Source organism: Primorskyibacter flagellatus, assembly GCF_900176485.1.
Classification (GTDB): Bacteria; Pseudomonadota; Alphaproteobacteria; order Rhodobacterales; family Rhodobacteraceae; genus Primorskyibacter; species Primorskyibacter flagellatus.
Genome location: NZ_FWYD01000003.1, coordinates 302786 through 316940, shown reverse-complemented (window position 1 = coordinate 316940; position 14155 = coordinate 302786). Strand labels below are relative to the sequence as shown.

The 14155-nt window shown below is 60.6% G+C and carries 13 protein-coding genes; 5 read left to right on the top strand and 8 right to left on the bottom strand.

Annotated elements, in window-relative coordinates:
* Window positions 1-75 precede the first annotated feature (75 nt).
* The 5 genes from B8991_RS06975 (at window position 76) to B8991_RS06955 (ending at window position 6652) form a co-directional block, all read left to right on the top strand.
* Entirely contained in the window at window positions 76-1107 is a 1032-nt protein-coding gene (locus B8991_RS06975) for a quaternary amine ABC transporter ATP-binding protein (RefSeq protein WP_084351759.1), read from the top strand.
* The gene (locus B8991_RS06970; protein WP_084351757.1) at window positions 1104-3071 is read left to right on the top strand and encodes an ABC transporter permease; all 1968 of its coding nucleotides are present in this window, start codon (window positions 1104-1106) and stop codon (window positions 3069-3071) included. Before B8991_RS06975 ends, B8991_RS06970 begins: the two co-directional genes overlap by 4 nt.
* A gap of 600 nt (window positions 3072-3671) precedes the next feature.
* Window positions 3672-4700 carry a LacI family DNA-binding transcriptional regulator gene (locus B8991_RS06965; protein ID WP_084351755.1) on the top strand — a complete coding sequence of 343 codons (1029 nt, stop codon included), beginning with the start codon at window positions 3672-3674 and terminating at the stop codon, window positions 4698-4700.
* A complete protein-coding gene (locus B8991_RS06960) occupies window positions 4697-5911 on the top strand; it encodes a winged helix-turn-helix domain-containing protein (RefSeq protein ID WP_179141438.1) in 1215 nt (404 codons plus the stop codon). The genes B8991_RS06965 and B8991_RS06960 overlap by 4 nt, the downstream gene beginning before the upstream one ends.
* Window positions 5912-5959: 48 nt before the next feature.
* Window positions 5960-6652 carry a DUF1045 domain-containing protein gene (locus B8991_RS06955; RefSeq protein ID WP_084351753.1) on the top strand — a complete coding sequence of 231 codons (693 nt, stop codon included), beginning with the start codon at window positions 5960-5962 and terminating at the stop codon, window positions 6650-6652.
* Window positions 6653-6821: 169 nt separating this feature from the next.
* On the opposite strand, the gene B8991_RS06950 is transcribed toward B8991_RS06955, so the two are convergent.
* The 8 genes from B8991_RS06950 to B8991_RS06920 form a co-directional block, all read right to left on the bottom strand.
* Window positions 6822-7805, bottom strand: coding sequence for an ABC transporter substrate-binding protein (locus tag B8991_RS06950; protein WP_084352228.1), 984 nt, complete (start codon window positions 7803-7805; stop codon window positions 6822-6824).
* Window positions 7806-7846: 41 nt separating this feature from the next.
* Window positions 7847-8629: an ABC transporter permease gene (locus B8991_RS21040; RefSeq protein WP_235866570.1), complete on the bottom strand. Its 783-nt coding sequence runs from the start codon at window positions 8627-8629 to the stop codon at window positions 7847-7849.
* On the bottom strand, window positions 8626-9495 hold the full coding sequence (locus B8991_RS21035; RefSeq protein WP_143514507.1) for an ABC transporter permease: 870 nt from the start codon (window positions 9493-9495) through the stop codon (window positions 8626-8628). The genes B8991_RS21040 and B8991_RS21035 overlap by 4 nt, the downstream gene beginning before the upstream one ends.
* 159 nt (window positions 9496-9654) lie before the next feature.
* Window positions 9655-10437 carry an ABC transporter ATP-binding protein gene (locus tag B8991_RS06940; RefSeq protein WP_179141437.1) on the bottom strand — a complete coding sequence of 261 codons (783 nt, stop codon included), beginning with the start codon at window positions 10435-10437 and terminating at the stop codon, window positions 9655-9657.
* A complete protein-coding gene (locus tag B8991_RS06935) occupies window positions 10434-10799 on the bottom strand; it encodes a hypothetical protein (protein ID WP_084351749.1) in 366 nt (121 codons plus the stop codon). Before B8991_RS06935 ends, B8991_RS06940 begins: the two co-directional genes overlap by 4 nt.
* Window positions 10800-12260 carry a dihydropyrimidinase gene (hydA, locus tag B8991_RS06930; RefSeq protein ID WP_084351747.1) on the bottom strand — a complete coding sequence of 487 codons (1461 nt, stop codon included), beginning with the start codon at window positions 12258-12260 and terminating at the stop codon, window positions 10800-10802. It abuts the gene before it with no gap.
* Between the two features lie 55 nt (window positions 12261-12315).
* The gene (locus tag B8991_RS06925; protein ID WP_084351745.1) at window positions 12316-12600 is read right to left on the bottom strand and encodes a GIY-YIG nuclease family protein; all 285 of its coding nucleotides are present in this window, start codon (window positions 12598-12600) and stop codon (window positions 12316-12318) included.
* Between the two features lie 126 nt (window positions 12601-12726).
* Window positions 12727-13977: a Zn-dependent hydrolase gene (locus B8991_RS06920; RefSeq protein WP_084352226.1), complete on the bottom strand. Its 1251-nt coding sequence runs from the start codon at window positions 13975-13977 to the stop codon at window positions 12727-12729.
* Window positions 13978-14155 lie beyond the last annotated feature (178 nt).

The window sequence follows — 14155 nt, the reverse complement described above, 5'->3', positions numbered from 1 at the left end:
GTTGCGCCGACCTGTCATCGCTCTCCGCCCGGCAACTGAGCCGGGCGGGTTCATCGCATCAAGGGGAAAAATTTCATGACCACACCGGAAACCGTCATTTCTTGCAGCAATGTCTGGAAGCTGTTTGGAGAGAAAGCGGAAAACTATCTGGCGGGCATGACCGGCAATCCGACTTTCGATGAAATTCGCCAGGCCGGTTATATCGCCGCCGTGCGCGATGTCTCAGTTGATATAACTCGAGGCGAAATGCTGGTGATCATGGGGCTTTCGGGCTCTGGCAAATCAACCTTCGTACGCTGCCTGTCGCGGTTGCTCGACATCACTGGCGGCACCGTCAAGGTCGAAGGGCAGGATATTGGCGCTCTCGACGAAAAAGAACTGATCGATCTACGCCGCAACAAGATGGGCATGGTATTCCAGAGCTTCGGCCTGCTGCCGCATCGCAACGTGCTTGATAACGTCGCTTTCCCGCTGGAGATGCGCGGCCAGGACCGCCACACCCGCCGCGCCCGGGCGCTCGAAGTGATCGAACTTGTCGGGCTTGGTGGGCGCGAGGAATATTTCCCACGCGAATTGTCCGGTGGCCAGCAGCAGCGCGTCGGCATTGCCCGGAGCCTCGCCATCGAACCCGATATCTGGTTCCTGGATGAGCCGTTCTCGGCACTCGACCCCCTAATCCGCCGGGAGATGCAGGATGAATTTCTGCGCCTGCAGGAAATGCTCGGCAAGACCATCGTTTTCATCACCCATGATTTCGACGAGGCGCTGCGCCTTGCCGACCGGATCGCGATTATGAAGGACGGCGCGGTTGAGCAATGCGACACGCCCGACAAGATCGTGCTGGAACCAGCAACCGAATATGTCCGCAAGTTCACCGAAGATATCAATAAGGCCCGCGTGGTCCATGCCCGCGGTCTGGCCCGCCCGATCAACGGCATCGCCCCGACCGGCGAGCCGATTGCCGGACATACGACCATTCAGGAAATGGGCCGCCTGCTGGTCAATGACACGCGCGACCTGATGCCGGTTTCCGACAAGAACGGCAAGGTGATCGGCGCGATGGCAAGACAGGAAGCGCTCGACGTGCTCTTCGGAGCACCCGCATGACCACCGCGCTTACCAACAATCCGCAGGCGCGCTTGCCCGCGCTCTCAAAAACCCGCGTCGCCCAGGGGCTGCTGGGGTTTGCCGTGCTGCTGGTGCTGACCAAGACCTTGCTCCCCGCCGGGCTGGTCCGGCCGCCGGAATGGCTGGTCTGGCCCTTTGCCGACTGGATCAACGCGCTGTTCAACTTCCTGCGCGATGATCTGGGATTGATGCATGTCACCCGCGCCTTCGCCGAAGGGGTCGAGTGGTTGCTAGATGTCACCGCCAACCTGCTCTATGGGCGCAACCGCTGGCCATATCTGGGCCCGATTCCCTGGAGTGTCATCGCTGTGACCGCCGGGGTTGTGGGTTATGCGTTGCAGGGCTGGCGTCTGGCTCTGCTTTCGGCGGGAACATTTGTTTGGATCGTGGTGATGGGCCAGTGGACCTGGTCGATGGAAACGCTGTCAGTCATTGTCGTAGCGGCACCGTTTTCGATCCTCTTTGGTCTGATGATCGGGGTACTCGGGTGGAAATCACCGCGTTTCGAGAAGATCCTCAACCCGATCCTCAACATCGCACAATCATTGCCGCATTTCGCCTATATGATCCCGGTCGTGGTGTTCATCGGAGTCGGCCCAAAGGCGGGGGCGATCGTGACGATCATCTTCTCAGTGCCGCCGATGATCAGGATGACCTTGCTGGGCCTCAAGAAGGTTTCACCCGAAGTGGTGGAAAGCGGGCATATGTGCGGCGCGACGCGCTGGCAATTGCTGCATTCGGTACAGATCCCGACGGCACGCACCGACATTCTCGTGGGCGTCAACCAGGTGATCATGCAATGTCTCGCCATGGTGGTTCTGGCCAGTTTCATCGGCATGCCGGGCCTCGGCCAGAAACTGCTACAGTTGCTACAAGCGCTGAAGATCGGTCGCTCGGTCGAGATCGGCATTACCATCGTGCTGCTCGCAGTCATGCTCGACCGCTGCACCAAGGCGTGGGCGGTGAGGCAGCCCGAGCATTTCGAGAAGGGCACATCCTGGGTTGTGAGTAACAAGTTTCTGGTGATCTGGGCGGTGCTGGTCGCCGTTGCCTTCGCGCTGGCGCAGGTGTTTCCAATGCTCGACCAGGTCAAGCGCAGTCAGGCGCTGAGCATGGCCAAACCGATCGATGCGGTGGTGGACTGGTTCATCGTGCTGATCGATCCGGTCACCCAATGGCTGCGCTGGTTCCTGATCACCTGGATACTGATCCCGATGCGTGACGCCTATCTGTACCTGCCGTTCAGCGCCGTGCTGGCGTTGCTGGCGGCAATCGGCTGGGCCATCGGTGGGCTGCGCTCGGCGCTGGTCTGCCTTGGCTTCTTCGGGCTGATCGCAATGTCAGGCTGGTGGGATCGCGCGATGATCACCGTCTATATGGTGAGCTTTTCTGTGCTGCTGGCGCTGCTCGTTGGCTTTCCGATGGGGATCTGGGGCGCGCGCAATGAAAAACGCGCCGTCAAAGTGCTGCTGATCTGCGACACGTTGCAGACCTTTCCGAGCTTTATCTACCTGATTCCGGTGGTGATGCTCTTTGGGGTCAATGACGTTGCCGTGGTCAGTGCCGTGTTCCTGTTCGCTGCGGTGCCGCTGGTGCGCTACACGATCGAGGGGCTGCGCGGCGTGCCGGAAGCGCTGATCGAGGCGGCTAACATGTCCGGGGCGACACAACGCCAGACCTTGTGGAATGTGCGCCTGCCGATGGCCCTGCCGACGATCATGGTCGGGGTCAACCAGTCGGTGATGTTCTCGCTGTTCATGGTGATCATCGCCGCCTTCATCGGCACCCAGGATCTCGGTCAGGAGATGCAGCGGGCACTTTCCTCCACCGATGTCGGCAAGGGGCTGGTGCTGGGCTTTGCGGTGGCCTTCATGGGGCTGATGGTCGACCATCTGGTGACCCGCTGGGCTTCTGGACGGCGACAGGCACTGGGGCTCGCATAGCGATTCGTCAGGGGCGGGCCAATGGTCCGCCCCGAGATGGGGGTGTCTGGGGGCTGAGCGTTGGCCCAAAAGGCACCGCCCCCTGAAACTCAACATCTTAAGGTAAAAAGTGGTGTCCGCGGCGGGATTCGAACCCACGGCCCCAGGATTCATACCACTTCGGCTTTCACCGCCGCCCTTGCGGGCGTTCGTGGTCTGGACTGTCCCTTCACCCTAGACCATCGGTCCGTAGGCGCTGCCCATCCAGTCTCTACACCTTCCCCTTGCGGGGCTTGGCTCGGGATTGGCAAGATGCGAGCGCATCGTAGCTTTCCCCGACTTTGAGCAGATCCGTTGCGCGGTTTCCCATCGCAACGCCCAATTGAAAATTAGGAATCCTGTGCTCTATCCAGCTGAGCTACGCAGACACATCTGACCTTTTTCTACGATTGTTCGCCTTGACCGACAAGTCCCAAAAGTCCCGCCGTAGAACACCGCTCGCCGCGGTGGCGTTTGGGCGGTCATGTCGAAGCCCCGACGCACCGACTGCGCGGCTTTGCTGGCTTGAACAGGCTCGGGCGATTGCGTAGCATCGACTGAACCATCACAGGATTACCCACTTTGGCAAACGATGACTCCCGCCCCTTGACCCTGCGCGACGTGTCCGAGGCGTCGGGCGTGTCCGAAATGACCGTCAGCCGCGTGTTGCGAAACCGCGGCGACGTGTCGGATGCAACCCGCGAAAAGGTGCTGGAGGCCGCGCGCAGGCTGGGCTACGTGCCCAACAAGATCGCAGGCGCGCTGGCCAGTCAGAGGGTTAATCTGGTGGCAGTCATCATTCCGTCCCTGTCGAACATGGTTTTTCCGGAGGTTCTGACCGGCATCAACCAGGTGCTGGAAGGCACGGATCTGCAAGCGGTCGTGGGCGTCACCGATTATACCCCTGAAAAGGAAGAGCGTGTCCTGTATGAAATGCTGTCATGGCGGCCCTCGGGCGTGATCATCGCCGGGCTGGAACATACGGATTCCTCGCGTGCGATGATGCAGGCGGCCGGCATTCCGGTGGTCGAGATCATGGATGTGGACGGCACGCCCGTCGATTGCATGGTCGGCATTTCGCATCGCCGCGCAGGCCGCGAGATGGCAAAGGCGATCCTGAAAGCAGGCTACAAGCGGATCGGCTTCATGGGCACCAAAATGCCGCTGGATCACCGCGCCCGCAAACGCTTTGAAGGGTTCACGGAGGCGCTGGCAAAGGGCGGTGTCGAGGTCGCGGATCAGGAGTTCTATTCGGGCGGATCGGCTTTGGTGAAAGGACGCGAGATGACCCATGCCATGCTTGAACGCACACCGGATCTGGATTTCTTGTATTATTCCAACGACATGATTGGCGCGGGTGGCTTGCTTTATCTGCTTGAGAAGGGCGTCGATATCCCCGGAGAGATCGGACTGGCCGGTTTTAACGGGGTCGATCTTCTGGATGGATTGCCAAAGCAATTGGCGACAATGGATGCCTGCCGTCTGGATGTTGGCAAGACCGCCGCCCAGATCATCGCGACACGGGTCGCAGATGGGGATGCGGCTGAATACGAAAGCCATGTGGAACTGACCCCGACGATCGCTTTTGGCGATACGCTCAAACGGAAGTGACGCAGCCGCCGGTCCTGAAGAACCGTGCGGCGCGGCGGCTGTTTCTTGACCGGCACGCCTTGGCGGAAGCACCCACCGGGTCCGCAAAGGGTGCGGATCTCGCGGCTTTGATCAAGCGGCTGGGCTTTGTCCAGATCGACAGCATCAATACCGTGGCGCGCGCGCATCACATGATCCTGCATGCGCGGCGGCAATCTTACCGGCCCGCCGATCTTGCACCTTTGCTGGACCGCGACCGGACGATATTTGAACACTGGACGCATGATGCTGCGGTGATCCCCACAGAATTCTATCCCTATTGGCACCTGCGCTGTGCCCGTGACGCTGCTGCGCTGGGAAAGCAATGGCGCAAGGGACGCCCGGACGGTTTCGAACACAAGACGCAGCCGGTGCTGGATCACATCCGCACCCACGGTCCCGCCAGTTCGTCCGAGGTCGGCAAGGACGAAGGCCGCAGCTCGGGCGGCTGGTGGGAATGGCACCCGTCAAAAACGGCGCTGGAATATCTCTGGCGGTCGGGCGCGCTGGCGGTGACGCGGCGCGAGGGGTTTCGCAAGATCTACGATCTGGCCGAAAACGTGATCCCCGAACGCCATCTTGCCCACCGTCCCACCGAGGCCGAGACAATCAATTGGGCCTGCAACGCGGCGCTGGACCGCCTGGGTTTTGCCACTGCCGGCGAAATCGCAGCCTTCTGGGCCAAGGCCACCGCCGCCGAGGCGAAGGCCTGGGTAGCGCGCGGTCTGGCATCGGGCGCTTTGCAAGAGATTGACATCGAAGGCACGGATGGCAGCCTGCGCCGCTCTGTCGCGCGGCCCGGCATCGCGGACGCCGCACAAAACGCGCCCAAGCCACCTGCCCGGATGCGCGTGCTCAGCCCGTTCGATCCGGCGCTGCGCGACCGCGCCCGGGCAGAGCGCCTGTTCGGGTTTCACTACCGGATCGAGGTCTTTACCCCGGCCCCCAAACGCATTTATGGCTATTACGTCTTTCCGTTGCTGGAAGGCGACCGGCTGGTGGGGCGGATCGACATGAAAGCTGACCGGTCGGCGGGGGTTCTGAACGTTGCCGCAGTCTGGCCCGAACGCGGTGTGCGCTGGACTGACGCCCGCCACGCACGGCTGGAAGCGGAACTGGCCCGCATCGCCCGCTTTGCCAAGCTGGAAGACGTTCGTTTTCCCGCTGGGCCGCTGATCGCCGAAACGCTGTAATGCCAAAAGGCGCCGGGTCAGGCCCGGCGCGCGTATCGCGGAGACCGCATGACCTATCGCCGTTACGCGATCTATTACACACCTCAGGAAAGCGCGCTGGCACGGTTCGGCGCGGCGTGGTTGGGCTGGGACATGTTGACCGGCATGGCCTGCACCGCCCCGGTGGTAAACGGGCTGCATGCGCCTGCACATAGCCTGACCGAAACACCGCGCCGCTACGGGTTTCACGCAACGATCAAGCCACCCTTCCGGCTGGCTGATGAACAAAGCGCGACCACACTTGCAGCGGCACTGGAAACACTGTCCGTGCGCCTGCCCCCCGCGTTTGCCGACTCTCTGAAGATCACTCGTCTGGGCCGTCTTGTGGCACTGACACCTGCGAGAGAGACCACCGCGATTGCGAATCTTGCGGCGCGGACGGTAGAGGCGCTTGATGTTTTCCGCGCGCCGTTAAGTCAGGCCGACCTTGATCGCTACGGGTCACACCCTTTATCCGACCGGCAGAAGCAAATGTTACAACGCTGGGGCTATCCCTATGTGATGGACCAATTCCGGCTCCACCTCACGCTGAGCAGCAAGCTGCCGGTCGCTCAGGCGCGGATGCTTGAGGCGACGCTTGCCGATCATCTGACACCGATCCTGCCCACGCCCTTCGCGCTGGACGCGCTGACCCTTGCGGGCGAAGACGCCGACGGGATGTTTCATGCGATTTCCACGCACCAGTTGCGTGGCCGAGCATGATCCGGCGGCTTCCAAAACAGCTCGTCATAGCGATGTTACATCACACCCTTAATCAAACTGTGGCTGGAAAGATTGAAATCCAGCCGCAAACCCCAAAACGTTTCAGAACGCGTCGGGGCGGCCCCTCGGACCGCCCCAATTCTGTATCAGATTGCGATAGGCTCCGGCGTTAATTCAGCGCCTTGTCGGTGACGGCGTGAGTCCAGGCACCTTCGGGCTGCTTGGTGATCACCGGATCGGATCCGCCCGACAGCAACGAGTCGACGGTCCGTTGATAATCCGCCTCGTCCAACGCACCGTTCGAGCCTGAGGTCAGCTTGCCAATCTCGCGCATCATCCGCTTTTGATGCGCTTCGGTCTGCGCGCCCGTCTCGTCATATTCCAGCACGATCTCTGCGGCTTCATCCGGGTTCTCTTCGGCGTATTTCCAGCCCTTCATCGAGGCGCGCACGAAACGGGCGAGCTTATCAACGGTCGCTTCGTCCGACAGCGTGTCCTCCAGAACATACAACCCGTCTTCAAGCGTCGCGACGCCCTGATCCTCATATTTGAACGTCACAAGGTCTTCTTCGGCGATTCCCGCATCCAGAACCTGACCGTATTCGTTATAGGTCATGGTCGAGATGCACACCGCCTGCTTCTGCAACAGCGGATCGACGTTGAAGCCCTGTTTCAGAACTTCGACACCGTCCTCACCGCCCTCTGTCGGGATTCCAAGCTGGCTCATCCAGGACAGGAACGGGTATTCATTGCCGAAGAACCAGACACCCAGCGTGTTGCCGGGGAAATCCTCGGGGCCTTCGATGCCACTTTCCTTGAGGCAGGTCAGCATCATGCCCGACGACTTGAAAGGCTGCGCGATATTGACCAGCGGCAACCCCTTTTCACGCGCGGCCAGCGCGGCGGGCATCCATTCGACGACCACATCGGCGCCACCGCCTGCGATCACCTGTGTGGGCGCGATATCCGGGCCGCCCGGCTTGATCGTGACGTTCAGATCCTCGTCCTCGTAAAAGCCTTTTTCCAGCGCCACATAATAGCCCCCGAACTGGGCCTGTGTGACCCATTTCAGTTGCAGCGTCAGATCATCCGCCGCCTGTGCGCCCGAAGCGATCAGCCCTGCGGCAACGGCCAGTCCGGCAATCTTGTTCATCGTCATTCTTTAAACTCCGTGTTGTTGATCGCGTTTCATTGTTATCGGCCCCGCCGTTGCGACGGGTGCCAAAAGGTCACCCAACGCTCGATCAGTACGACGAACCCGTAGAGAACCGTTCCTGTCAGCGCAGAAACGGCGATTTCGGCCCAGACCATATCAATCCCCAACCGTCCGACCTCTGTCGAGATGCGGAACCCCATGCCTTTGGTGGGCGAGCCGAAATACTCCGCCACGATAGCACCGATCAACGCAAGGGTGGCCGAGATTTTCAGGCCATTGAAGACAAACGGCATGGCTGCGGGCAGGCGCAATTTGGTCAGGGTCTGTGCATGGCTCGCCGAATAGGTGCGCATCAGGTCGCGCTGCATCCTGTCGGTTGCCGCCAGCCCTGCCAGCGTGTTCACCAGGATCGGGAAGAACACCATGACCACCACAACCGCAGCCTTGGACTGCCAGTCAAATCCGAACCACATCACCATGATCGGCGCGACCCCGACGATCGGCAGGGCCGCCACGAAATTGGCTACCGGCAACAGGCCGCGACGCAGGAAATCCACGCGGTCAATCGCCAATGCAGCCACAAAGCCCGCAACCGCCCCGATCAGAAGGCCGGTCAACGCCCCTTTCAGTACGGTCTGCACCCAATCGACCCAGAGGATCGCAGTTGAGCGTTGGATGGCGGCCCAAATCTCCGACGGTGCGGGCAGGATCGCACGGGGGATGTTGAATCCGACAACAAACAGCTCCCACAAGACAAGCACGGCGATCCCGAACCCAAGCGGCAACCCGATCCGCAAAAACAAGGATGGCTGCCCGGTCATGTCTGCCCTCCGCCCATCGTCCGCACCGCAATTTTCTCGATCCCGGAGACGATCCATATCAGCAAGGCTGCCAGGATTGCCGCGGCAAACAGTGCCGACCACATGATCATCGGATTGCCGAATTGCGATCCGATCAGCATCCGCGCGCCCAAGCCAGAGATCGCGCCCGTTGGCAGCTCGCCTACGATGGCACCGACGAGGCTGGCCGCCACTGCGATTTTCAGCGAGGCGAAGAAATAGGGCAAGGATGCGGGCAGGCGTAATTTCCAGAACACCTGGCCCGGGGATGCGCCATAGGTGCGCAGCAAATCCAGTTGCATTCCGTCAGGGCTGCGCAAGCCCGCAACCATGCTGACAAGTATGGGAAAGAAGCCAAGATACCCCGCGATGATCGCCTTTGGCACCATCAGGCTACCCGCACCGGCGGCATTGGCCAGCACCACGATCATCGGCGCGAGTGCCACCACCGGGATGGTCTGGCTGATGATCGCCCATGGCATCAGCGTCAGGTCCGCAAAACGGCTCAGCACGATGGCAACCGCCAGCGCGACGCCGGCAATGATCCCCAGCGCAAAGCCTGCCATCGTCGCCTGAAACGTGATGAACCCGTGATAAACCAGACTGCGTTTCGAGGTGACCTTCTTGTTGACCACCCCGTCATACAGCTCTGCCGCAACTTGGTGCGGCGCGGGCAGTTTGGCACGATCCTGATTCATCGTATCGCGCAATACTTCCGTGAAGCCCGGTTCAGTCCCGGCCCGCGCGGCCTGATCCATCACCCATGTGCGGTTCATCAGAAAACTGCCGACATACCAGATGGCAAAGATCGTCAGCACGACCACCAGCACCGGACCAAAACGCCTCATCGCCGCCACTCCGTCCGCAAGCGCGCAATACTGGCACGCAGCATCGGACCCCATTCTAAACTGTCGGCTTCGCCACAGGCATCGTCGGTCGATGTTTCGGCTTTCGGACGGACGGACATCAGTGCGGCCTTGCGGGCAGCACGACGCGCAACGCAGGCCTCAGTCATCATAACCATGCCCCGCGCGCAACCCATCGCGCACCCGATGCGCGATCTCGATGAATTCGGGCGTATCGCGGATTTCCAGCGGGCGCTCCTTGGGCAAAGGGCTGTCGATCACGTCGCTGATCCGTCCGGGGCGCGGGCTCATCACCACGATTTTGGTGGACAGATACACCGCCTCGGGGATCGAATGCGTGACAAAGGCGATGGTCTTTTCCGTTCTTCTCCATAACGCCAGAAGCTGTTCGTTCAGATGGTCGCGGACAATCTCGTCCAGCGCCCCGAAAGGTTCATCCATCAGAAGAATATCCGCGTCAAATGCCAGCGCGCGCGCGATCGAGGCCCGCTGCTGCATCCCCCCCGAAAGCTGCCACGGGAATTTCTTCTCGAACCCGTCAAGTTCCACCAGTTCCAACACTCGGGCCACCCGTTCAGCCTGATCCGCCTTGGAATACCCCATGATCTCCAGCGGCAGGCGGATGTTGCCGCCGATCGTGCGCCACGGGTACAGCCCCGCCGCCTGAAACACATAACCATAGGCGCGGTTGCGCCGCGCCTCCGCCGCGCTGACGCCATTGACTGTGATGCTGCCCCCTGTCGGATGCTCCAGATCGGCCATGACGCGCAGGAACGTCGTCTTGCCGCAGCCGGATGGGCCGATGAAGCTGACGAAATCGCCCTTATGGATATCCAGCGACACGTCCTTGAGCGCATGGACGGGGCCATCGTTGGTTTGGAACGTCAGCGATAAATCACTGGCGGAAATCACAGAGCGGTTCATGGCGCATTCACTACCGGTTTGGCCCGCAAAAAGCGCACGGAAATTAATATCAGCGTAATCAAGGCCAGTGGACCAATGACATATAGGTAAACCCGATCAATAACTCCGCCTGCGGAATCGCAGTTGAATATCATTTGCCCCTCCCCGCCCTCACCGGGCGCAGGGGGAACATAACGAGGGGCGTGCAAACAATGAAAGATCCCGCGAACAATGTTTTGTGCAAGCCAGATGCTCGCCAGCGCCCCGATTCCAAAGGCGGCGATCCGATGTAGCCACCGGTTCGCTATCCATGAAGCGGACCAAACGATCCCCACGAAAAACGCCATCCCAACCGCGGTGACAAAAAGATGCGCGGCGAGCATTCATATCCCCGCCGGAATGTTCAGCGGATCGCGCTGGATCATCTTGGGCGCGGTCAGTGCCTTCCACTTGCTCAGCGCCTCATGCGCAGATGGGAATGCGGGGCGCGGGACGAACTTGCCGCGGCCGGGTTGGGGTTGCGAATTCTGGCCCCAGGCCCAAATCACCTCGCCACGGCTAAGCGTGTAGCGGCTTTGCGCGGACACGTTGAACCCTTCAAAGACGTTGTAGTCCAGCACTGAATGGTGGTTCGTGGGCGAGATCGTCTTGGAGATTTTCGGATCCCACACCACGATATCCGCATCCGCCCCTTCGACGATGGCCCCCTTCCTGGGGTAGATGTTGAGGATTTTCGCCACATTGGTCGAGGTCGCCGCGACAAACTCGTTCGGGGTCAGGCGGCCGGTTTCGACCCCTTCGGTCCAGAGCACGGCCAGCCGTTCCTCCACCCCGTTCGATCCGTTGGGGATGATCCGGAAATCGTCCCGGCCCGCGCGCTTTTGTTCGGTGTTGAAGGCCGCATGATCCGTGGCTACCACCTGCAACGATCCCGATTGCAGCCCGGCCCAAAGGCTGTCCTGATGATCCTTGGACCGGAAGGGCGGCGACATGACACGACGGGCGGCGTGGTCCCAATCCTTGTTGAAATACTCGGATTCGTCGAGTGTCAGGAACTGGATCAGCGGCTCGCCGTAAACCCGCATCCCCTTTTGACGCGCGCGCCGGATGGCTTCATGCGCCTGCTCGCAAGAGACATGCACGATATACAGCGGCACCCCCGCCGCATCTGCGATGGTGATCGCGCGATTGGCCGCCTCGCCTTCAAATTCCGGCGGGCGGGAATAGGCGTGACCCTCGGGGCCGGTGATGCCCTGATCGAAGTATTTCTGCTGCATCTCGGCCACCAGATCACCGTTTTCGGCGTGCACCATCGGCAGTGCGCCGAGTTCGGCGCAGCGCTTGAAAGAGGCGAACATCTCGTCATCCTCGATCATCAGCGCGCCCTTATAGGCCATGAAATGCTTGAAAGAGTTGACGCCCATATCAACGGCGTCCTTCATCTCGTTGAAGATGGTCTCGTTCCAGCCGGTGATCGCCATGTGATAGCCGATGTCAGCACATATCTGCGGGGCGGATTTGCGGTGCCATTCGTTGATGGCGTTCTTGATCGACCCATCCGCACCGGGCAGACAGAAATCCACCAGCATCGTCGTGCCGCCGGTGGCCGCCGCCCAAGTGCCGGACTCAAAGGTCTCTGCCGCCGTGGTGCCCATGAAAGGCATCTCCAGATGAGTATGCGGATCGATGCCACCGGGGATGACATAGGCGCCCTCCGCGTCGATATATTCGTCGCCTTTGAGGTCTTCACCGATCTGCTTGATCACCTCGCCCTCGATCAGGACATCCGCTTTCCAAGTGCGATCCGCCGTGCAGACGGTGCCGTTCTTGATGACTTTGGTCATATCTTGCCTCCCTGTGCCAACCCGTCCCGGCCCTGAGCCGGGACCTTGCGTCGGCTCAATCTGGGATTTGGGGTGTTAATTCGTGCCAATTCGGATTGCTTTGCGTTATCAGCGCAATTTTCCAGTCGCGACGCCACCGTTTGATCGCTCGCTCGCGCCTGAGTGACGCCTCGAAACAGTCGTGTTCTTCGAACCAGACCAAGCGTCGGATGTTGTATTTTGCGGTATGCACAGACAACCCAGCGCGATGCGCCTCCACTCGGGTACGAAGATCCGTTGCCCTTCCTGTGTACATGGCTCCGCAAGGCCGAGAGGCCATGATGTAGACAAAATGCGCCATGCCGTAAGATGTCGCGAATAGCGTTACGATTGAGTGAACCCCGTCCCGGGCTTGACCCGGGACCTTGTTCCACGCTGGCCAAAAGGTCCCGGGTCAAGCCCGGGACAGGTCGGATGACACTAAAGCTCACTCCACGATCCCCGCCGTTTCGACCACGGCGTGAAACAGGACGTCCGCACCGGCGGTGGCCCAATCCTTGCTGATCTCCTCGGCCTCGTTGTGGCTTAAGCCGTCCACGCAGGGACACATCACCATCGCCGCGGGCGCGACCTGGTTGATCCAGCAAGCATCGTGGCCTGCGCCAGAGATCAGGTCGCGGTGGGAATAGCCCAAGCGTTCGGCGGCGTTGCGCACGGCCGTCACACAGTCCTTGTCGAACTCGACAGGATCAAAGCCACCGACCTTTTCGAATGAGACTTCCAGACCCATTTCCTCGCAAATCTTCGCTCCCTCAACGCGCAGGCGCTTTTCCATATCCTCGATCACGCTCAGGTTGGGCGAGCGGAAATCGACGGTGAAGACCGTCTTGCCGGGGATCACGTTGCGCGAGTTGGGATAGACGTCGATGTGACCCGCTGCGCCAACTGCATCCGGCTTGTGCGACCAGGCAATCTGATCCACCAGTTCCAGGATACGCGCCATGCCAAGGCCTGCATTCCTGCGCATCGGCATCGGGGTAGAGCCGGTATGGCTGTCCTTGCCGGTCACCGTCACTTGCGTCCAGGACAAGCCCTGCCCGTGTGTCACAACACCGATGTCCTTGCCCTCGGCCTCCAGAATGGGCCCCTGTTCGATATGCAATTCGAACATCGCATGCATCTTGCGCGCGCCGACCTCTTCTTCGCCTTTCCAGCCGATACGTTCCAACTCATCGCCAAAGCTCTTGCCCTCGGCATCTTCGCGGTTGTAGGCCCAATCCTGCTCGTGAACGCCTGCGAACACACCCGAGGACAGCATGGCGGGGGCAAACCGCGTGCCTTCCTCGTTGGTCCAGTTGGTGACAACGATCGGGTGCTTGGTCTTGATGTTCATGTCGTTGAGCGAGCGGATAATTTCCAGCCCGCCCAGCACGCCCAGCACGCCGTCGTATTTGCCACCCGTAGGCTGCGTATCCAGATGCGAACCGACATAGACCGGCAGCGCCTCCGGGTCGGTGCCCTCACGGCGCGCAAACATATTGCCCATCGTATCAAGCCCCATTTCCATGCCAGCCGCTTCGCACCATGACTGAAACAGCGCGCGGCCTTCGGCATCGGCGTCCGTCAGCGTCTGGCGGTTGTTGCCGCCTGCCACACCGGGACCAATCTTTGCCATTTCCATCAAGCTGTCCCAAAGCCGGTCGCCATTGATCCGAAGGTTTTCGCCGGGTGCTGCCATATCCGTCATCCTACCTTATCTGTCGGCCGGGCTGCCCGCCGACCTGGTTGCGCCACCTATGACCAAAAGACCCTGCCTTAAGGCTTGCCACAGCGCCGCATGTTTTTTACCAATTGGTAAAGGCACGATTGCAAGGGCACCGAATTGTGTCAAGGATTGACTTCCACCACCCGCACGG